Raw genomic sequence first — 23,398 nt, forward strand, 5'->3', positions numbered from 1 at the left:
TTTTTTTTCATTTTTCTATTTGTTTAAAATTTCGTATGCTTTTTTAGTGTATTTTCTTCGACTATCTTGCCCATTTTGGCCACCGTTAATTGCTTCAGTAACAGCATCAATGTCGTTATTTGAAATGCTTGTTGCTAGGCTATTACAATCGGCTTGCTTCCAATATAAAAAGGCACTTAGCATTGCGATTTCCATGTCATTTCCCCCTAAACCATCTCGATTTTTATCACATTCAGCAGAAGTGCATAAAAAATCTAAAGGTTTGGTGCTATTATATTCGGTATCCATTTGGCTTGAAATGACTCATAATTATCTTGCCTGGTTAATTGAACAAAACCTCGCCCTCTAAACCAAGAGCCATCTTGTGAATCAATGGTTCCATTACCCAATCGACAGGCATACACGTAATCAAAAAGGGTCGTACTTTTTACATATTTTTGTTTTACTTCCAAATTTGTTGTTCCGGCATACAAGGGTGGGTCGCAGTACGGAAATGGACAGCTACTGGTTTGAGTGGCATCATACCCTTCAAACAAATCACAATATTTAAGCACCTGCTTACCTTCGGAGCGAGTCGTCGTCGCAAAACTACTGTTCTTGATATTAGTGGCGGAATAGGTCAATTCCGTTAAGTAGGTTAATTGAGTTTCGGCTCCGATCTGCCCCAGAAAATGGCTCATGCGCAAGGTATTGTCGATTCCAAACTTAGTCGAATACTTGTTAATCACCGCAGCCACTTCATCACAACGACTTTGGGCGGTGTTGGGAAAGATTAGCTTCAATTGGACACCCGTGATGGCAAAGGGTGGCTTCGGAGCTGGTAATCCATTGCCGCCTTCGAATAGATAAGTCTTCAAACTTTCCAACTGCCCCGATTTGGCATCCGTCAGTCTAATGGTCAAATACGTATTCCCGGCATTGCCCATACCAAAACTGCTCGATCCCTGGCTGTATTGTGGATCGATGACTAAACTGGTCTGATCAGGAACAAATGAAAGCTGGACATCGGTGTAACATTGACCCCCCAGACTGATCTGTCCGATGAGTGGATTTTTTGCTGGTTTGGTCAGTGTCACGTTCTGTTTGCTACTGTAGGCGGCTTTGACCTTTCCCAGTTGAGCAATAATAGCCTGGCAGTCACCGTCACCTGAGGTAAAATCAGCCAGCCCGGCACAACCGCATTGTAGGGTGGTGATTTTGTCAATTAGCTCATCTTTAATGGTTGTGTTAGCGGGCAGAATGTGACTGTTGAACTGATCCGGTGTGACAGATCCGGTGTTGAGGGCTGCCAACAACTGGGTAGCTTTCTGGCAATCCCCAGCCACCAGTGCATCGATCACTGCCGACTGATCTTCAGGAAACACCACTTCCGCAACTTTGACTTTCATCATCTTCTGCAGATTTGCCAAATAGGCTTTTGCCCGGGCTTGATCACCTTTGTAGAGATTGATGGTCTCACAGAGCATTTTACTGTAAAACTCCGTCATGGCCTTCGACAATGCGACGTTTGTCAACGCAGCGCAAGTACCCGCAGCTTCGACTCCCATCTCCGCAGCCACCCGGCCACCATCCAGCCCTTGTGCTGATGGCAGGGTATAGCTGTCGGAACATGGCGTTCCATTCTGTAGGTAACAAGTATATTTGTAGGTGAGCTGGCTGGTCGTACCCAGATTCAACACCGCCGGAGCCGTCAGCAGTTGTTTGCCACTGGCCGTTGTCCACTCCACTTTGCCACCGGGACACCAGTCGGCGTACAGCACATAGGAAGCCTTGGCCGCTTCGACATCCCCGCATTTCGGGTCACGTTCTTGAAGCCTCCTTTTTCCACAAAAGACAATTCCTTACAGGGGTCGGGGGGCGATAGCGGTGATTCGGTCGCATCCTTGGTATCGTACCCGCCCAGATCGGGAAAGGTAGGGTCATAACTGGCGACATTTCCAGCGGTAAATACACAAGGCGTTCCATTGCGCACACAAGCCACGGTATAGGTTTCGTACTGCGGAAAAGGTTTTCCAAAAGGCTGCCCATTGCTGTCGTAAATCTGACCCATAGGAGGGCGAGTGACCGTGAAACTTCGTTTATTGCGAGCGGAAGGGTAATCAACGGTTTTGTGATCGACCCCGGTTTTTCGCCAGGAGATCGCATAGGTGACGTCACACCAGGAAGCATTGACGAAATAAGTGGTTGGGCTAATGTTCCGACTCGCATTGACCAGGATTCCTGAAGGTAGTGTACACTTGTTTTCATCATTGGTCTTGATATTAACGTTGACCTGCGCCGATTGCCCATTGCTACAGCTCACCACAAAGGTAGTAGACTGAGTGAGTGTGATTGTAATGGAGGCTCCGGAGTAAGTTTGCCCGGAAGTTTTGTTAGTCCAGGTATAAGAACCGGGCTGACAGTTGTCGGTTGAACACCCCGATGCTCTCAGCGTGGCAGGGAAGCCCGCATAGACCTCTCCTGGGCTGACCGACAAGGTCGGTGGAACGGCTTCGATACGCAAACTGGCCACCGCTTCGATTCCATACGGCGTTTTGCAGGTAGCCGTCATGGTCAGGGTGGTATTAACCACCAGCGCATAGGGTTCATTATAGGCACCAACATGCCCATCGCTCCAGGTCACGATGCTGCCCACCGGACACCCTTTCGGACTGAACGTAATGGTCTGTTCGGCACACCGCACCACGGTGGCGGAATTGGCTGCCAGACTAAAAGGAGGGCATTCGATGGGATCGGGGGCGGTATTGATGACACTCAGCGTAACGGACTTTTGGCTCAGACTGACGCCATTGATCAGACATGTGGCCGTGTAGGTGGTTTGTTCCAGCGGTTGCACCGTCAGGATGGGACCGGTTTCACCCGTACTCCAGACCACCAGTCCACCCGAACAACCACTGGCCGTCAGCGAAACCGCTTCGGCAATGGCCACTGTAGTTTTTGAGGCAGTTACGGCCAATTGAGTAGGTTTGAGTTGCACCGTCACCGACTCCGAACAGTTTGGATTATCGCATTGCGCCGTGTAGACAACCGACCCCGGCGTTGTCGCCAGTACGGGGGTATGGGTGATCGTCGTCCCTATTCCCACGACATTTCCATCTGTGCTCCATTTGACCGTACCACTACAGCCAACCGCTTGCAGGGTGAGGGCTTCGCCCTGGGTCAGCGTTTTGGCCGAAGCTGTCAGCTTCAGGCAGCTGTTCGACACAACGACGATCGTTTTGGCGTTGGTCGCCGGAAAAACCGTCGTCGTTCCGCCACTGGTGACCTGGCAGGAGGCCTGATACGTGGTCGTTACCAGTGGAAAAGGCACATACAGCGACTGAACCCGGCTCGAATCCGAATTTGGGAACAGCGTACTGCGCGGGGTGAGGGTGGAATAGCTGTGGGTCAGAATCAATTCGGACGCTTCCAAACGCAGGGTTGGCTCGGCCGATGATCTCCAGGTGACTTTTCCGGCACAGGCTGATTTGAGTTTCAACTGGATGTCCGGGGCATCGACATCGGCGGTATAGGCAACCGGATCATTGGTTCGGCTAAGGGGGTCTGTCAGCGTGCGGGGAGATCCGTTGTTGTAGTTTAGCCAGGTGGTCGTATAGCTCAGGGCCGGAACGAGTTTGGAGGCCGTGCAGCCGTTATCGAATTGAGCCGTATAGACTTGATCTTTCGCCAGTACCGGAACTGAAACGACATCACCAGGGCTGGCATTATAGTGTTTTCCGGTCGGGTCGGTCAGTACAAAAGGCTTTTTGAACGTGGAGTACAAGTTCGTATAGCCCGGTGGTGGCGTGGTGGCATCATCCCGGGAAGTCAATAACAGCAGCGTGGTGCATTCGGGAATCGGTTCAGGAAAGATTTGGCTGACCGGCGGGCAAGGTGGTTGTCCCGAAAGCGTGCAGGTAACCGTCACCGAAATGGGGCCTTTGATATCGGTCATCACGAAGGTGCGACCATTGACGGATGCGTCGGCTTGACCTTTTTTTTGCCAGGTGAGATAGCCGGTTTCGCACCCGAGGACGGCCAGGGTACGCTCGCGTTTGGTATTCCCGATTCCGGGATCGATCACCTTTTCCTGCTGGACGTACATGGACTGGATACAGGTCGGCACTAGCTGGATCGCAATGGCATTGGAGAAACAAGTGAGATTTGGCTGGTAACAAGTCGCTGAAGCGATAAAATCGGTCGCGGGCATAACGGTTAGTTGATTACCCGATCCCAAATCATTGGCCCAACTGACGTTGCCGCTGCATCCGGAAGCGGTCAGCGTGATGGTTTGGCCTCTTTCGAAGGTGGTAGCTGAGGCTGTGATGGTGAAGGGTGGGCAGTCTGGCGAAGAGACTGTAATCGGGATGGATTGGGTACAGTTTTTTCCGGTCGGCATCTGACAGATGGCGGTATAGGTGGTTTGAGTGTTGGGTTTGACCACCAACGCCCGGTCAGAGAATACACCCCCCAGGAGCTGATCGGTTTCGCCATTGGCCCAGGTCAGTGTTGTACCGTTGGGGGCTCCGTTTGCAGGTGTGCCATTGGACCAGGTAATCGAGCCACCGACGCAACCGTGCGCCATCAACAAGTGGACGTTGATGGGTAGAATGGCGAGGTTTGTCGCGTCGAAGTGGGAGACATCGAGTTGGCAGTTTTCCTGAGCCGCTATCCGGGCCTTGGGATCCGTGGGCAGATTGGCCAGGTCGGTGAGTTGTTGGTTGGCAACAAAGATGCGGGTGGATAAGGTGGTTTGCAGCAGCGTTTGGTCAAGTACGCAGGTGGAAAGCTGGGCGCATTGGTTCGCCTGGTTTACGGCGGTTATCAAACCGTCGATTTCCTCCAGCACCGGTTTTAGATCCGCCGAACGAGTCGAGCCGTAGGTAGTTTGAATCGCTTCTTTCCATTGACTGAGTCCCTGGAGAATGGCGGAAGTGAGCTGCCCGACAGCCGTTTTGTCAGGGTTGGGATTTTTCATGGTCTGGTTTAATGCGACGAGCGCTTCACCGAGCGTCCCACTAAACGAAGTCGGCCCTGTCGGACTAACCTGATCGACAATCGTCTGCAGTTGGCTCACCAGGGCTGCGTCGGCGCTGCCGCTGGTCATTTGTCCGCCCGTCGCGCAACCGCCGGTGGCGCTGTTGAAAGCTTTGACGACCTGGAGGTTGGAAAACGAAACCGGGACGTGGGTGGCTCCGGCAAAGTTCCACACCAGCAACCCCTGCCCGCTGAAATTACCTGCAGGAACAGATCCGTCCAAAAACTTGATTAATTGTGTTTGAAAATAAGGCTAACGGCTAATAGCAGAAAGGCAACACTCCACCATTGCATAGGAATCCAGAAAAGCGTGTGATTTCTCTTAAAACGAATCATTTCTCCGGTTTCCTCGTCTTTTAAAAGGCGCCCTTCTCCACTATTAAGGTTTGTTCCCACCCACCAGTTAATAGCCGCAGCAACTACCAATCCGATGCTGGTGTGATAAGAGACCGAAGTTAATACTGAATTAAAAATAGCTGTACAAACAATTACAATTACGGCCGATAAAAATCCTAAGCCAGACCAAACAATCATTTGTTTTAATGTTTTAAAGTGGAAAATAAAGTAATTAAAATGGTCAATCTTCATTGTATATCTTTACCGTATTCTGGGAGAGTAGGTACCGGTAAAATGTCTGCCTGTCGACAAAATCATTTTACAAGCTGTTAATTAACAGGGTATGTATAATACATAATTTGAACATGGCCCCGTTGAATTTTATTTAATATCCCAAAATGGATGGTTTAGGATAGGGTAATTTACACTTATTGGATTGTTAAATAGATAGCTCATGTATTTAATCTTTTCTTCATGAGAAAGAGAAAGCCACTTATGATAAGTAATTGGCTGATTTATTACTGTAATTTCATGTCTATCAATAATACGTGTGTCAATTGATCTATCTTTTACATAGCATTTTTCATGATAATACATAGCGTCCATATACCATACTTTTCCTTGCATGGATAAATCAGCAAAATACCTAATGGCTTCGTTAAAGCCTACCCAAGTTGGGTTTGTTTGTTTTTTTAAAACTATTGATACATAGCTTGAAATATTCTGCATTGGTATAGGTATTCCGTCATTTTCGAAAAAAATAACATAAGCAACTTCTCCTAATTCTGTAATAAATCGCTTTTCACCATATCCGTCTCCAATATGAGTATCTTTAAAAGAGGCTTTTGGGAAATATTGATTATTGCTCAGACAGAGCATCTTAAAAATTTCGATTCTAAATTGTTTCACAGTATTTATTATAAAACTATACTGTAACTTAATCTTTTAAGATATTTCTATAAACCCCAAAATGGGTGATCCAAAATTGGGTAGGTTGAATAGGTTGGGTTATTAAAAAGATAAGTCATATTTATTGTCTTTTCTTCATGAGATAACGATTCCCACCTTAGGTAATTTATAGGCTGAGATTGAACAACTATCTCAGATCTAGTAATTACATTACTGTCCATTCTATATTCTTTAGAATAACAATCTTTATGATAATACATGGCTTCTAGATACCATATTTTACCAGCTTTGGAGAGATCCAAAAAATATCTGAAAGCATCATTTAAGCTCAAACCTGAATATTGATTTTTTTTTTCTATTTTCGTTCACCCTAACAAAATAGTTAGAAATATCTTGCATTGATTCAGGAATTCCACCATTTTCAAAGAAGTTAATGTAGGCAACTTCACCTAATTCAGTGATAAATCGCTTTTCTCCATAACCATCAGCAATTAAAGCTTCTTTTAAAGAAGATTTTTGAAAAACAACTTGTTTTTCTATACAAAGCTCTTTTCTTATTTCAATTAAAAATTCTTTCATAATTTTATTTAATTACAAGATTGTTAAAGATATCGGTCACCGATTAATAAGATTTTTATAAATCCCAAAATGGGTGATTTAAAATAGGATAATTGGCATGAACCGGATTTTTGAAAAAATACTCCATGGATGACATTTTTTTTTCGGGAGATAATGCTAACCAATAATGAAAAGTTATAGGCTGGCTTTTTATATTTTTTTCTGTCAAGTTAAGATTCTTTATTGAAAACCCTGTTTCTTTATCGTAACAATTTTTATAGAAATCAGGATTCCCAACTTGATCCATATACCAAAACTTTCCTGATTTTGACAAATCGCTAAAATATCTAAAAGCGTCATTTGTGCTAAGGAATGAGTATTCATTTTTCTTCTTTTTTTCAGTATTTATTAATGTAAAATAACTGGAAATTTCTTTTAACGGAAAAGGCAATCCGCCACTTTCAAAAAAGTCCAAATAAGCAACCTCTTCTGATTCTGTAATAAATCTTTTTGTGCCATATCCATCTCCAATAATAGGATCTTTAAAAGAAATTCTTTTCAGTATTTCTTTGTTTTTTAAACATAAATCTGTCCTTATTTCAATTCGAAACGTTTTCATTTATTCAATTGCAGGTATAACCATCTGCGGGCTTAGAATTTGCTTAAAATGCTCTTTGTCCCCATATAATACATAGTTTGAGCCAGAACCACGTTGACTTGTGAATTTTATCGCATTATAGCCTTGTGCTACTGCTTTGTCAGCTATTTCTATAAATTTATCATATTTGTCATCTATGTTACCAATAACTTCCATCTGTCTTTCATAATTAAAAGCATCAGATAAGTTCCAAGACTCCCCAACAATAGGATCGGTTAAATCAAGTACATTCAACTTGCTTTTATCCAGTGTAAACCTTATTACTTTAGATTTAGCTGGGTCGGCTCCGTGATACACCACTTCTGCAATTGCAGTTTCTCCTTTTTGAGCTACATAGAATCCATTAGCATACCTGTTCTTTCTGACAAAAAAATCGGGATCAATGGCATCCAAAACATTTTGAACAAACTGGTCACTTTTTACATGGAAAACCGTTTCCGGATCATGGTTTGAGATTTTCCCGACATCCTCAACGACTTCATTTAACTCATCATAAACTTTTAGAACCTCTCCGTTGCTGTCTTTGAGTATTGTTTCTTTTATCGTCCCTAGTTCAGCATATTCAACAGTCGCACCATCGATGAATTGCTGGGCAAGTTGTTCCTCTGAAAGTAGACCGCTTGTTTGGAAAATCTTCCCCAGACGGGTCAGCTTTCCATTGAAAGTCGCTAATGTAGCTAATTTTGGCGCTAATGTTTTAGCCGCCATTACGCCCCCGGAGAGCAAAATAGGAAGAACCTGGAAAGCCAAATCCCCGCTTCGCCAGCAACTACCCTCCTCGCCGTAGTACTTGTAGAGGAAAGAGACCACATTGCCCACTACTTTCAGGTTGTTGGCTTCACTCTGCATGGGCGGAGGAAGCACCTTCACCAGATCACTGCCGGTAATCTCCTGCGGATTGGCGGCCAGTCTGGTCTGAAAATCGCGCAGGTTCTGCGGGTAATCCATCCAGATTTGAGCTGTGCCATTTGCTGCGGCTTTTGCAAGCTCCGACCCACCCACCAACAAAGTGACGATATCCACCGTTTCCAGCACCGAGTGCAGAAAGCCCGCGGCAAACGCTTCACCACAGCTGGTGCGACTGGTATCGGCAAATTTTTCTTCCGCCACCGTACAGGCCAGTGCTGAAAAAGCCGCATAGTAGTAAAAAGCACCCGTACTGAGCATCGTTTTACTAAACTTTGATCTTTCCGACCCGTTTAGTCCACTCGGAGATTGTCCAGTGGCAATTTGTCCTTCGATGGACTGTTGTTCTCCCGTCGAGAGCTGGTAATAAGTTGTTGCCCAGGAATCAAGACCGGTATAATCGTAGTTGAAGAAGCTGCTTTTCTGCAATCCATTCATCCGCTCCCGAATGAATCTGTATTGGCAGTCGGTCATGCCGGCACCAATCCCAAAAAAGATTAGCACATACTTGTTGTCGTACTGCAACCGCCCGGCCTGCGGGATAAACTCCTCGACGCCCTTCTTCCGGGCTTCTTCTTTGATGGCATTCCAATCGGCTTTTGAGACATCGATACAGGTAATGGAGCCTTCACCACCGATAAAACCGCCTAACTTGGTGTTGATGCCTGCCAGTAGATTCTGGAGTTGTGCTTTTTCGCTGGCAGTCAGATCGTTGGTTAGCTTGTAAAAGTTCACCGCCCCTTTACTAATGTAGTCGGTGGATTCGACGCATTTTTTAAACGGTGTCTGAGTCGTCCAGGGACCCGTTACGGAGCTGATCGTTGTGATTCGTCCGGCGGTGGGAACAAACGTATGAGTGCCTTCAATCCAATTGTACCCGCAACGTTCATCCTTCTCATAGGTCTGAAAGTAGTAAACCGGTGTGGGTTGATTGGGATTAACATTGGCATACAGCGTTGGGCCATAATAACTAGCCGGACACAGCGGGGAAACCCGGCGGTATCCTAAGAACGATTGCGATCCGGCACTGATGTCGGCAAAATATTGGGTACCGTCACTGGTTTCAAACCCTTGCAGCGTCCCGACAGGAGAAGCTCCCCAAGAACCGCCAAAGTTGAAGAATTTGGGCCGGGCGCCGGTGGGCAGTTTGACCGCCCGGCCATCGGGGGCAATGAAGAGCCGGTTGGGGTCGACGGCGTATGACAGCCGACCTCCGCTGGGAATGTCTTCCTCCAGGGAGATGGGCGCTCCGTCAGCGGGACAGATGGGAACAGTCTGTTCCAGGACCTTACTAATCAATTCATCGGCATTCTGGTGATTGACCAACTGGTTGAGAGTATCTACTTTCGCATTGCCGGTCAGGTCTTTGGTCAGCGCAGCCACGACATCGGCGCATTTTCCGGCAACTAAGTCAGCTACCATGGCATCCGTAACAGACGGCAAGTCGAGCCCTAGTTGCTGCAATTCGGCTTGCAGTATTTCTAACTGTTGCTTTTCGGTGCCCTTGATGATGCTGAGTTTGTCACAGAGCACGTTGGTTAACAGGATTTTGACGGCTTCCTGTTTGGAGTAAACACAGGGCTTATCGGCTACCGCTGCTCCTACTGAACCACTTGCTGAACTATCGGAATTGGCAACCGGATCGTCGTTTGCCCCAAGGCGCCCACCCGGTGCCATGCCCGGATCAATTACGATTTCCGAATCGCAATAGGTACCATCGACGAAGGTACACCGGCCGAAATAGTGCTTAACGCCATCCAGGGCGTTGAAAGGAACCGCCACATGCTGCAGGGGCGAAGCGGCCAGCGCGCCAACCTCCACCTCTTTGGTTCTGGCACTACTGGTGTAAAATTTCAGAGTTGCTCTTGGCGTATTGGCGCATACCTTGTCGACCAAACCAATTGATAGCGGATCTCGGTCGGTCGGAAAGGAATAGCCTACGGCAAAGATTCCCATCCCCTTGTTAGTTGTACTAGATACGTAACTAATGGCACGTTGAGGGTCATTATGTGGGATACCAAACTCACCAAAGCGGGGCTTCAACTGATAGATCGTGGCACAGTCATAGGAAGGCTGCTTTTGTTTGGCGTAGGCAGGAATATTGGGCCCGGGGGCATCGACCGGCTGCGGATAACGGCTATATCCGACTGTAAAATAAGCGAGAGCCGAACAGATCACTCCTTCTTTTGAAGTGTTCTGAATTCGATATACGTAGGTGCCGGGAGCGGCTGCCAACCCGAGTGTAAAGAGGGTGTTTCCGGTATTGTCTTTTGTTTGCGAACGGATCCCTGGCCCACCATTCAAGGGAAAGAGTACAATCTGGTTCCCCCCAGTAATCGTGAATTCAATAGGGTTCAATGCCTGCTCATTGAAAAAAAAGAAGTTCTCGTAGTCTTTACTGGTGACGTAGAAGTTGCAGGGATCTACAGGTGCGGCTTCAAAACCGGGTGGTAAGCCTTTCGCAACGGTAATTTTGGCGGTTTTGGTTTCGCCAGTCAGCGCACAGTTGGCTGAGATCGTGAGGGTTTTGTTAACCTGCTGATCGGTAAAGGTATAGGTGAGTTGGCCGGTTGTATTGGTTCCCAGCGGTGTTTCTTTACTGCCATCGACGATTTTCCAGGCGACGCTACCGGCTGCCAGTCCATTGGTACAGCCGTTGGCCGTGAGCATGAGGGCTTTGGAGGAGGCCGAATAGGGAATCTCAATCCGGGTGCTGGCTGGTGAAAGGGTAAAGTCAAAACAAGGTACTGCGATTGATTCTGACCCCGTCGGTTGCGGTTGGTAAATGTAGGAAACTTTGCACTTGCCGCTTTGATACGTAGCCGAGAAAACCGTCGGTGCTTTGGGGCGGTTAAAGCTGCGTCGGGTTTCGGTATTGCCCGGATTATCATCCCAGGTAAACCCCGAAAGAATATTCTGTGAGGTATTGACCAATTGCAGAGTCAGGCTGGTACTGTTCTCGTTGGCCAATTTCAGATTGACGTGTTGGTAGCTGCAATAGGGTACGGAATTGTCCAGGAATCCGGCGTAAGGTGGAGCTGGATAATCTCCTGTGACAACGCAACCTGTTGTGGAACATGTGGCTTTGATGATAAAACTGAACTTGATATTAGAGACATTAAGGGTGGTCTCATTGATGATATCCAGATTCAAATTGGCATTGCCCCGCAGTTTCTCCCAATTGACTTTACCACTGCAGCCGATGGCTTTGATAAGTACTTCGGTATCCTTTCTTTTGGCGCTACTGATGGAATTTGCGGCTAATTGGAAGTTATTGCAATTGGGCTTGACGGTGACCTGCCCCGCCGATGTTATACATGTTTTGCCGGTTTGATCCCGACAGGTAACAGTGTAAACAGTGGTTAATTTGGGAGAAGTGATCAACGCCGGTTGAGCCCCAATCGAGGTGCCAACGGGGTAGCCTTCTTTCCAGCTAATGTCCTGCTGGCAACCCGTAACGCGGAGTGCGACAATATCGCCCTGTACCAACGTTGTAGCCGAAGCAGTGGCAACAACCCCACTACATTTTTTATCGACCAGAACGGTTTTTTCGTCGGAACAACTCAAGGCCGGTTCGTCGACCTGGGCGGGCAGTGTACAGGTAACTTTGTACGTCGTGGTCGTCGTGGGGCGAAACGTCTGACTGGTAAACGAACCAATCAGTTTGCCGTTTTCCTGCCAGACGAGTGTGCCGGGTTGATTACTTTGGGTGACACAGGTGGTGACCGACAGGGTTAGCGCATCGCCTTCCATGATCCGGTCGGCGGGCGCATCGATTCGGGCCAGGCAGACCGTACCCAGTTTGAAATCGCTGCTGGCGGTTTCACTAACGGCAAAGGCGTCACCATAAGCCGTTACCTCATAGGCGTAGAGTTGATTACTGGCAATACCTTTCAGGGTCACCTGGTTGGTTGATGGGTACAGCACGCGTTCGATGCCATACTGATCTTTGTAGGCCAAGCGGTAGCTCAGGTGCAGCGGGTTTTTCGCCCAGGTGAGGGTCACGCCCTGATTCGAAATCGGGCTATAGGCCAGATTCTCAGGCTTGGGCAATGGGACGGTTTTGTCCTGATCCAGCAGGAGTTGGAGGGCGTCTTCGATGCGGGCTTCGGCCAGGTCTTTGAGAAAAGGTAAATCAAGGGCACAACCTGATTGGGCACATTGCCCCGCCGTTGACAACCCGGCAATGACATGATCAATCTCGGTCAGGACTTGCTGGACAGTAGCCGACAGATTGGGTCCGTAAGCCGCAGTAAGGTTGGTCTTCCAATCCGTCAATCCTAGCTGGATGGCCGCGGTGTAGATTCCAACGGCTTTTAAATCAGTCAGCGTGGGTGAACTGCTGTTTTCCATCCGGATCGCCGTTTCAGTCAGGGCATCGAAAGCCTGATCCAGCGTCCCACTAAACGAAGTCGGCCCCGCCGGACTGGCCAGATCAATAATCGTCTGCAATTGACTCACCAGGGCTGCATCGGCAGTGCCGCTGGTCATTTGTCCGCCCGTCGCACAACCGCCGGTGGCGCTGTTGAAGGATTTGACGACATTGAGGTTGGAAAACGAAACCGGGACGTGGGTGGCTCCGGCAAAGTTCCACACCAGCAACCCCTGTCCGCTGAAACGACCGGCCCCGCCCGTAGCCTGCGTCACTAAAACCTTATACTGGTTGATGATCACCACATCGCCGGGATTGAGGCTGCTTTGTGCTTCGCCCGAAGGAAGAGGGACCTGCACGGTTTCGACACAGTTACTACCGTCGATATTGATCGGATTGCATTTGGGAATCCGGGTCGAATCGCTCAGCCGGTTTTGGATAACGGAAGAGGTCAATAATTTCTGTACCGTCAAGTTGGAGGAATTCGGATCGATGGACTGAACCGGATACGAAAATGGATCAAGAAGTTGCGCCAGGGTGGTGGTTGGCGGTACGGTCACGGAGTCGGTCGGAACGGGTTCGGCAACCGGTTTTCCGTACGTAAAGGCACTCACCTCACTGATTCCCTGATTGATATACACATCCTGTCCGAGGGCATCGCGGGCCTGCACCTGCCAGGCATAACGCATCCCCGGTTGCAGGGGCGGCAAGGCCGGACCATACACCAGACTGCTCTGGCTGGTGGTTTCCTCGTAGAGGGGTATCAGACTCTGGGCGGCCACATTGGGGTCTTGCTCGTCGCGCAACTCCCACAGTCGGAAAGTATATAAAGGCTGTCCCGACCAGGCCACCGTGCCGGTGTTGCGGCCCACCCACTGGAAAAGCACATTCGGCAGGTTCTGAAACGGGACTTCGCTATCGCGGGCGGGGAAGGTCAGCAGGGGCGGGTAGTTGAGAAAAACCGTCAGCAGACTGGTTCCCTGATTAGACACCGACTCGCGCTGGCGATCCCACTCGAAGGCTTCGAGGGTGATGGTGTAGAGTCCCTCGGGCAGTTTTCCGCCCTGGGTCAGAATGGCCTCATCGAGTCCCTGCACCTCCAGGGCGTTGGGCTGGAAATAGGCACTCAGTTCGGGGCCGCTCAGGATCTGGGGCACCCCGGCTTGCAGGGAGAAGGGGGCGGCTGGCCGGAAATCGGGTCGGGTCTGGATCAACACGCCGGGTCCCTGCAGCCGGAGGCTGAGGTAAATGTCGATGTGGGTTTTGGTGAGGTCTTTCAGCAGGAGGTAGACCTTCAGCAACTGGGGGTTGGTGCTGTAATCGGAGAAATGCAGGGAAAAAGGAGGTTGCAGAACGGGAGTAACCTGCACGGGCCGGTTGTCGGTGGTCTGAGCCAGCGAAAACCGGGTAATGATCAGCAGGACCAGCAGGCAAAAAAGGCGTATAAAATTCCGATTCATGGGTTAACGGCGGGAGTCGAAAACGGTGAATTGATAGCGGTAGCCCAGCGTTGCGGTCAGCTCGCGGAAAGCGGGCTGGATGCGCACGGCGGGATCGGCAGAGGTAGTAGCCGGTCGGGCCAGACCGATCAAGCTGAGTTGCCACTGGTGTTTTTTAGCCATTGTATAGCCAAGACTGACGCGGCCATTCCAGAGTTGACCCGTTGGCGGGGGCGCGTAGGGCCGGTCTTCGGTCAGGTGGGTAGTGGCGCGGCTGTAGGTGAGCGATCCCGATACCCGCAACTTCTCCTCTTTCCAGGCTTTGTTGACGATCAGCGAGGGGCCCCACAGGTGATTATTGAAACTCTGGAGTTCGTTTCGACTCAGGTTCAGGGCGGCCGCCAGACTCAGGTGCTGGCTGCGCAGGCTGTGGCTGTAGGTGAGCGAAGCGTTGTAAAGCCGGGTTCCCTGCTGCTGGGTTCCCTGCCGGTCGTTGCCCGACTGATAAATGAGACTGGTCGAAAGCAGACGGGTAACTTCCTTGCCGGATTTGAGTTGGTAATTGATGCTGGAAACGATATTCTGGCTGATCTGCCGGTAGTTGAGCGTATCGAGCACATTATACGGCGTAACCTGCGTCAGGTAATCGTACGAGGAACGCAGGTTGGAATAACTCAGGAAGTTGGAGTATTGCACCATTAAATTCAACCGCTGACTCGGCACCCAGGCTGCCTGACCCGAACCGACAAACCGGCGCAGGGTCTGAAACCGGGCGCCGTCGAGATTATCCCGCTGCAATCCGGCGTTGGCCATCAGCGAAAGCTGCCCTTTCAGAAGTTGGGTGGCCAGATTGGCCGTGATGCTTTCGAGGTTGTTGTTAAAATAATAGGCTCCCAGTGTGCGGTAGGTCGGATCGACGCGGCTGTATTCCAGGCCGGAGGTGAAACCGCGCCCCTGGTAGGCCAAAGCGGTTTTGATGGCTTTCTGATACGAGGTGCTGGCATTGACCGACAATAAGCCGCCGAAAGAACGGAAGAATCCCGACGGGATACCGACCCGATGCGCCCGCTGGTCTTCGGTCATCCCGGAGACGGCGATCTCGGCACTCAGCGCCCATTTCTGATAGAGCGTTTTGGCCAGTTTGACGGAGGCAACGGCATTTTGTTTGGGCGCAATCCGTAGGCTGTCGAGCGTGTAGGGCAGGGAGTGGAGCCGATCCGTAGCGGAGAATAAAATCAGTTCGGCCCGGTCGGCGCCCTTTCGATACCCCACCTGCAAACCCATACCCACCTGTTTATACGCGGGTTGGTTGAACGCAACCGAATAGGTTGTATCGATCCGAACGGCTTTTTGCAAGACGCCCGTCATCAGCGCCACATAGTACGGTTTTTTAGCCGGTTTGTATTCCAGTCCGACACCTTCAAACCGGCGTCCGGCCAGCGTGTAGGGCGAGAAGTTCATCGAGCCGGTTCCCAGATGCAGCGTGAATCCTTTGTAAGTGGGCCGTAATACCAGCCGGTTGAAGGGTTGGGCATACTGCAGTTTCTGATTGAAAGGATTCGAGAAAGTAAGGTTCTGATTCGAGAAGGTGAAGGCCACCGGCATGTTAATTTTGCCGAAGAGGCTGACAGTCAGATTCCCGGTATAAAAAAAGTTGAACGGGTCCCGGCGTTGCTCAATCCCCGAAACCGTATAAAAAATATGCTGGGCCGACACACTGCCGGTTACCTGAAAACCGCCTTTGAAAAGGTCTTTGGGCTTGGTCTGAGCCAATTGAGCCAAATCCTGCGCCCGGCCCACAGTCGTCACGAGTAACAAACCTCCCAGCAATCTGGTATAGAGTCGATTCATGAATTGCATAGAGGGCTAAGGATTGACCAGAATACGGCTTAACAGACTGGATTTTCCGGCCCGGATGCTGACGATGTAGAGTTCAGGTCGCAGTTGTAGGTCGACCGGGAACGAGTACTCGTCGCTCCCCTGATTGCTGGCGGAATAGACCACCTCACCGGTTTTGGATCGGATCAGGGTCAGTTCGGCTTTCTCGATCCGGGCGAGTTTCACTTTCACCGTAAATTTGCCGTAGTTGGGGTTGGGAAAGACCTCCAGCTTCTCAATGATGTTCAAGTCCTGGTAGCCCAGACGAGGATCGGTATTGTTGACGTCGTCGGGTTTGAAAATCCGGAGATCATGCCGGGCCAGGTTGTTGCATTCGCCCAGAAATGCCTTCATTTCAATGGTATAATTGCCCTCATTCACGACGACGAAGGCGATGGTTGAGCTCGTTGTCCGTACCTGAAAAGCTTCGGCGGGCAGCGTCCAGATGATTTTGTCGGGAATGGGTTTGGTGATGTCCAGGGCCAAAACCGTATCGCCAACAAATGCCTGCGTCGGAATCAGAAAGTCGCTTTGTAACGCCTGTGTGCTGTTACGTAAGGTGAACGAAGCGGTTTCCAGACAACCCGATGCATTTCGCACCTCCACGCGATACGTGCCGGGATCGACCGCCTGGATGACCTGCTGCTGGCTGAGCGCTTTATCATTCAAAAACCACTGCGTTGTTTGCCCCGGATTCCCGGCATCCAGCGTCACAACCTGGCCCTTGCAGACCAGCGCCGAATCCGTAAAAACCGTACCACCCGGTTTGATTTTGTTCAGGGGATTAGCCGCCGAAATCGTGGCCGGAAGCCGCAGCAGGCACCCATTTTGGTCACTCACCTGAATGGTATAAGAACCAGCCGAAAGATTGGCAAACGAAAAGTCGCCGGTGGCCTGGGAGCTTTGATTGTCCATTCGGGCGGTGAATGGCCCTTTTCCACCGCCAACCGTCAGGGTAATTTGTCCATTGGCTTCTCCCGAACAGCGGGGCGAAACCGTCCGGATTTCGGAGCGGAGCGGTTGGGGCCACACCAGCGGCAAACGACTTAAGGTGTCGGTGCAGCCTTTGCGGTCGGTTACTTTCAAGGCATACTCGGCCTGCGTCAAACCGGTAAACAAACCGCTGAGTTGTCGGATGCTATTGTCCAGGCTATAGACGTATGCACCGTTCCCACCCGATGCCACCACTTCAATCCGACCATTTTGTTCGCCTGCGCAGAGTGGATCGGCTTTACTGGTCAATGCCAGGTCTAAAACGGTCGGCTGGGTCACCAACAGAGTCGTCTTTTTCAGGCATTGTTTGGCATCCTGTACAAAAACCGTATAGACGCCAGCTTTCAATTCCCGGAAAAGACTGTCACTGACGTACTGAACGCTGTCGATGGAATAGCGATACCCCGGTGTTCCGCCCCTCGCCAGCGCCAGGATTGCCCCATTCGACTCCCCGAAACAGCGGACCGTATCCCGGTAAACTGCTGTCAACTTTACCTCAGTGGGCTGAATGAGTTCACTATTTTTGGTGTACAAGCAATTTTTGGCATCTTTTATTTGAACCGTATAACTGCCTGCTTTTAGGGACGGAAAAGCGCCCGTACTCTGAAAGGGTTGGTTATTGATAGTGTATTGATAAGGAGTTGTTCCACCCGAGCCACTGATTTCCAACCGCCCGGTTTGATCCCCGAAACAGTCGTTGTCTTTTTTGGTCAAGGTCCCGAGCAATTCGGTGGGCTGGCTCAGCGTCACGCGGATGCTGTCGACGCAACCAAAGCGGTTTTTGGCACTGAGTTTATAAGCACCCATCGTCAAACCCGAAAATTGCCCTCCAGCCTGGAAACCGCCCGTATTGACCGCATACTGGAACGGCCCGGTATTGTTGTCGCCCGTCACCGTAATGACCCCGTCGTTCCCCCCGAAACAGGAAATGTCTTTTTTGGAAACCAACTGCAAATCCGAGCGATTCTGCTCCTTTATTTCCACACTTTGCACGGATCGACACGACAGCGGATTGTCCTGGATCGTTAGCGCATACACGTTGGGACGCAGGTTGTTGAACTGCCGATTCGTTGTAAAATTGGTCCCATCCAGCGCCACTGTGTAATTGCCATTGCCTCCCGTAATGGCATCGACGGATAAATTGGCGGTGGGGACGGCGCAACTGATGGGGCTGATGCTCACGGTCGCTTTCAGGCTGCTGGCAATCGACAGGTCGATGGCTTGGTTATACGCACAGAGACTGTCCGCAACTGTGATGATGTACGTTCCGTTGGTCAGTCCACCGAACGACGAAGCCGCCGAAACCGTCGATTGCGTACTGATCCGGTATTGGTAGGGGGGATGACCCCCGTTGACGTTTTTGACCGAAATTGAGCCATCAGCGCTTGTACAGTTCGAGGGAAGCGCTTTGTCCCACTCAAACCGGATGCGGCTGCTTTTCGGTATGACGGTAACAGGAAAATCCTTCGTACAACCGGCCACATCGCGGGCGGTGACCGTATAATTTCCCGCAATCAATTCGGTGAATAAACCGGTTTTATTGGAAGATGCCGATGCGGTTTGCCCCGCAAAGCCGTTACCGCTCCACAAGTACGTAAACTGACCGTTTCCGCCTTCCGCCCCAACCAGCACTTCCCCCCGCTCGTAATATTCGCAATCGACATCGAGCTTCCGTACCAAACTTACGCGGATGTCGGCGGGTTGCGTAAGGGTTTGATTGGGTAAAGTCACCGGGCAATTGTGAGCGTCTTTTCCGTAAATGGTGTACGTAATGGCCGATAAACCGTCGAACACGGTGGTTTCCTGAAACGTCTGGTTGTCGATGGAAAGCCGATAGGGAGCGGTCCCGCCCGAAGGAGCCAGTGCGAGCCGCCCGCTTTTATCTTCGAAACACGTCAGATTTTTTTGAGAAGCCAGCTTGATTGTAAAGGGTGCCGTGGGTTGTAGCAATTCGCCCGCAACGGTTCGGCGGCAGCCATTTCCGTCGCGAACCACTAGTGTGTAGGAGCCCGCGGCAAGATTGGTCAAAACCGGTGTCGACTGAAAAGCGGTTTCGTTGGGGGCATATTGGTACGGAAGCGTACCACCCGAAGCCGTGAGTTCGAAGGATCCGTCGCTGCCCTGGTGACAATTGATGTCCGATTTTTTCGAAATAGATGCGAGTAGCTCAGTTGGCTGGTTAACGGTTACGATGGCGGTGGTTTTCACACAGCCGTTGGCATCCTGCACCCAGTATTTGTAATTGTCGGTGGGCAGACTGCCGAATGCGGGGCTGTCGGCGTAATCGGTGCCATTGGCCGAAAACCGGTAGGGACTGATTCCGCCGGAAGCCGAAACCAGGACTTCGCCATTCGCACCCTTGTAACAGGAAACATGGCGCGTAACGGCCGCCGAAACGACGACATCGGTGGGTTGCGAAACCGTTACAGGGACGGATACGGAACAGACATCATCGTTAACCTGAATTGCATAGGTGCCGATCGGTAAACCGCTGAATTGAGGACTGTTCTGAAACGTAGTTCCTTTATCGATGGAAAACCGCAAGGGTCCAAACGGACTGGAACCGGTGGTTGAGACGGTGATATTGCCATCTTTTCCGCCAAAACATTTAACCGCCTGATTGCCTCCAATTGTGGCCAGTAATTTACTTTGAAAGGTTATGGTTTGAATAATGGATTGTGTACAGCCGTTTTTATCACGGCCCCAAAAAGTGTAAATGCCTTCTTTCAGGTTGCCAAATGAGTTGGAGGTTCCAAACGTGGTGTTGTCACCTGAAAACGTATAGGGGCTCGAACCGCCGGACGCTTGCAGTATAATGACGCCATTCGTGCCTCCGGCACAAGTGACGGGCGTGTTGCCGGCTGTAATCAGCGTTAAGGCCGTGGGTTGATTGATGGTAATGGGTCGGGAAACCGCACAACCCAGTGCATCACGAACCCGGACAGTGTAGGTTCCCGCAGCAAGTCCGCCAATGGTCGATGCACCCTGAAACGGATTGGCGTCGATGGCATAGGAGTAGGGAGCAGTGCCGCCGTCGGGCCGGATCTGAACACTGCCGTTGCTGCCACTGAAACAGCTCACATCGAGGGTGGTTACGGCCGGGAGGACCAGTTCGGAAGGTTCCGGAACGGTAATGGCCGTGGTGGTTTTGACACAGCCGTTGGCGTCGCGCACCTGATACGTGTAGCTTCCGGTAGAAAGTGAACCGAAGGAAGCGTTGGCGGAAAAATTGCTTCCGTTGGCTGAGAATTGATAAGGAGCAATCCCTCCAGAACCATTAATCGTTACGATTCCATCGTTGCCTTTGAAGCAGGAAACCGCATTGGTCAGCGTCGCCGTGGCGGCTAATTCGGAAGGTTGGCTGATCGTTACCGGCACGGTGATCGAACAGACATCATCCCGGACCTGAATGGTATAATTGCCAACCGGCAAACCGCCAAACTGGGGATTGTTCTGATACGTTTTTCCGTTGTCGATGGAATACCGCAACTGTCCGAACGGACTCGAGCCGGTGGTCGAGACCGTTGCGGTTCCGTCTTTTCCGCCAAAGCATTTGACCGGGTCACTGCTGGATACCGTTGCAACGAGTCGGCTTTGGAAGGTAATGGTCTGGGAAATGGACTGCGTACACCCGTTTTTGGCGCGACCCCAAAAGGTATATGTGCCTTCTTTCAGGTTGCCAAACGAGTTGGAAGCCCCGAAACTGGCGTTGTCGATTGAAAAGGTATACGGATTTGAACCTCCGGATGCCTGTAAGGTGATCACACCGTTCGAACCGCCAGCACAGGTAACGGGCGTATTTCCTGCCGAAGTCAGGGTCAGAGCCGAAGGCTGGCCGATCGTAACCGGGCGGGTCGCCGAACAGCCCAGCGCATCACGCACCCGGACGGTATACGTTCCCGCAGCTAGCCCGCCGATGGTCGATGCACCCTGAAACGGATTGGCGTCAATCGCATACGAATAGGGAGCGGTTCCTCCGCCCGGCGTGATTTGGACACTTCCGTTATTTCCCCCGAAACAACTTACGTCGAAGGGCGCTACCGTGGGAATAACCAGTTCGGAGGGTTCCGGTACAATGACGGAATTGCTGATTTTGACGCAGCCGTTGGCATCACGAACTTGATAGGTATAAGCGCCGGCTGACAATGAGCCAAAACCACTATTAGCCGAGAAGTCGGTTCCGTTAGCCGAGAATTGGTAGGGGCCTGTTCCGCCGGAACCGCTCACGGTAATGATGCCATCGTTCCCTTTGAAGCAGGAAACCGCTTTGGTCAGTGTAGCGTTGGCCGCCAAATCGGCAGGTTGGTTGACAGTTACCGGTACGGTTACCGAGCAGACATCATCTTTAACTAATACGGTGTAACTTCCGGCCGCCAGCCCACCGAATTGGGGGCTGCTCTGAAAAGTGTTCCCGTTGTCGAGCGAAAACTTGAATGCCCCGGATGGACTCGAGCCTGCGGTCGAAACCGTAACACTCCCATCTTTTCCGCCAAAGCAACGCGCTGATTCGACTCCGGCTATTTTGGCAACGAGACTGCTCTGAAAACCGATCGTTTCCGAAACCGATTGACTACACCCATTGGCATCCCGAACCTGAAAGGTATAAGTTCCCTCCGACAAACCGCTAAAATTGGCCGAGCCGACAAAGTTTTTTCCGTCGATGGAAAATGTATACGGAGCCGTTCCACCGGTAGCTTTTACCGTAACAGAACCGTTTTTACCCCCCGCGCAGCTGACATTGTTCTTGTTGTCGACCGAAGCAACCAGGGCCGATCCCTGACCGACGGTTGCATTCGCCGAAGCAACGCATCCCGAAGCATCCCGTACCTGGATTGTGTACGTACCACCCGCCAACCCACCAAATGTGTTGCTGCTGCCGAAGGCTCCGCCGTTGAGCGAGTAGGTGTAAGGGCTTTTTCCGCCCGAAGGAGTTGCCGTCACACTACCGGAATTTCCGCCCGAGCAGGCTACATTGGAGCCAGAAGCCTGCAAGCTCAAATCATTGGCTACGCTGAACTGTTGACGGGTATACATCACGCCATCGATCAGCGCACTAACCCATTGCGAACCGGATTGTGTCGGCGTAAAAGTTACTTTACTACCGTACGGCAAAACCGTTCCCTGATTACTCAGTGATCCGCTGGATGTATCGTATATGACAAACCGGCGCAGGGAATCGATCAAAACGCCATTGACAAATACTTTGTACCATTCGCCGTCGTAGGTAAGCGTAAAGGTGGCATTGGTATAATTTCCCGGGTAATCGGTACGGGATACGTCACTGGTATACGTGGCTTTTTCGACACTAAAACCGGTGTTGCTAATGTACCGGATGTTCATGGCACCGAAATTTTCGGCACCAATACCAATGGAAAAATCGCCGTTTATGGTGGCTCCGTTGTGTTTATAAACGATCGTGAGCGGTGTATTACCCGCGTACTGATTCAGGCTGGTGAATTTGACCGTTCCTTCGTAATTGACCGACCCATCGGAGACCGTATGTGAGGAGGGTTTCGGATCACCCAGGTCGCTAATGGTATGCCCACCGTCGGAAAGCGGTGCGCCGTTGACAGTGATTTTCCCTACTTGGGTTCGTCCGCTTTTGTTACTGGCAAGAAAAACGTAATAGTGGACCAGCACGTGAGCTCCAAGCTGCAGAGGTTCACATTTACCCACCGAAACCGGGGAAGATAAGCGGCTGTAGGGTGGAGAAGAGTCGGCCGGACCGATCCCATTTCCTCCCTGACTGGCACTGCCCGGCACTTCAACGTACGTGTAATCATCTTTCACAACAACCTGATACGGCACACTTCCACAATCATCACTCACCCGAATAACATCACCCGGTTTGAGAACGCCATAGTCGAATTGGATAAACCCCAGGCTGTTGGCAAAATAGGTGAATTCATACGTTGGGAAGGGTTGCCCATTCCGTGTAAAATGGATTTTATTCGGGTCGGTACAAATGTGATTGTACGTATTGATCCGCCGGTCGGTGTAGCGGATGGGGTTCATAAACAGCTTGTTCTGCGCAGCCGCCCGCTGAGCCACTAAGCCTCCCGTCAGCAGAATAAACAGAACAAAACCAAACGAATGTCGGACAAAGCGCGTAAAGAGTGTGGCCACAAAGTACAGGTTACGGATTGGAAAATTGCCAGACTGGCAGCTAGTACAGAGTAAGACGGATTGAGGAAGAAATAGTAACGCAGTTGGTTTGAAAAAATGTTTTTCTGCAAGCCATCAGGAATTGGCAGTGACTTTTAATCTCCGCTCACGTCTTACTGGGGCGCTGTTTCTGGATTTTCCGGAATTGCATTACCGAACACGCCCTCT

Annotated in this window: 10 protein-coding genes; all 10 read right to left on the bottom strand. The window is 50.6% G+C overall.

Going from position 1 to position 23,398, the window contains the following annotated elements; translation table 11 throughout:
- Window positions 1–15: 15 nt before the first annotated feature.
- Complete coding sequence (locus EHT25_RS20575) at window positions 16–288, bottom strand: hypothetical protein (protein WP_124876995.1); 273 nt, start codon at window positions 286–288, stop codon at window positions 16–18.
- Entirely contained in the window at window positions 255–1,727 is a 1,473-nt protein-coding gene (locus EHT25_RS20580; protein ID WP_148095899.1) for a hypothetical protein, read from the bottom strand. The genes EHT25_RS20575 and EHT25_RS20580 overlap by 34 nt, the downstream gene beginning before the upstream one ends.
- Window positions 1,691–5,239 (bottom strand): hypothetical protein, encoded by a 3,549-nt coding sequence (locus EHT25_RS20585; RefSeq protein ID WP_124876997.1) that lies wholly within the window; start codon window positions 5,237–5,239, stop codon window positions 1,691–1,693. The genes EHT25_RS20580 and EHT25_RS20585 overlap by 37 nt, the downstream gene beginning before the upstream one ends.
- A gap of 8 nt (window positions 5,240–5,247) precedes the next feature.
- On the bottom strand, window positions 5,248–5,604 hold the full coding sequence (locus EHT25_RS20590; protein WP_124876998.1) for a hypothetical protein: 357 nt from the start codon (window positions 5,602–5,604) through the stop codon (window positions 5,248–5,250).
- Window positions 5,605–5,733: 129 nt separating this feature from the next.
- Window positions 5,734–6,261 carry a hypothetical protein gene (locus EHT25_RS20595; RefSeq protein WP_124876999.1) on the bottom strand — a complete coding sequence of 176 codons (528 nt, stop codon included), beginning with the start codon at window positions 6,259–6,261 and terminating at the stop codon, window positions 5,734–5,736.
- Between the two features lie 318 nt (window positions 6,262–6,579).
- Entirely contained in the window at window positions 6,580–6,840 is a 261-nt protein-coding gene (locus EHT25_RS20600; RefSeq protein ID WP_124877000.1) for a hypothetical protein, read from the bottom strand.
- Between the two features lie 55 nt (window positions 6,841–6,895).
- On the bottom strand, window positions 6,896–7,438 hold the full coding sequence (locus EHT25_RS20605; RefSeq protein ID WP_124877001.1) for a hypothetical protein: 543 nt from the start codon (window positions 7,436–7,438) through the stop codon (window positions 6,896–6,898).
- Entirely contained in the window at window positions 7,439–14,215 is a 6,777-nt protein-coding gene (locus EHT25_RS20610; RefSeq protein WP_124877002.1) for a fibronectin type III domain-containing protein, read from the bottom strand.
- Between the two features lie 3 nt (window positions 14,216–14,218).
- A complete protein-coding gene (locus EHT25_RS20615; RefSeq protein WP_124877003.1) occupies window positions 14,219–16,045 on the bottom strand; it encodes a hypothetical protein in 1,827 nt (608 codons plus the stop codon).
- A gap of 15 nt (window positions 16,046–16,060) precedes the next feature.
- Window positions 16,061–23,191, bottom strand: a complete 7,131-nt coding sequence (locus EHT25_RS20620) for a SprB repeat-containing protein (RefSeq protein ID WP_124877004.1) — start codon at window positions 23,189–23,191, stop codon at window positions 16,061–16,063.
- Window positions 23,192–23,398 lie beyond the last annotated feature (207 nt).

This window comes from Larkinella rosea (assembly GCF_003858635.1).
Taxonomy (GTDB): domain Bacteria; phylum Bacteroidota; class Bacteroidia; order Cytophagales; family Spirosomataceae; genus Larkinella; species Larkinella rosea.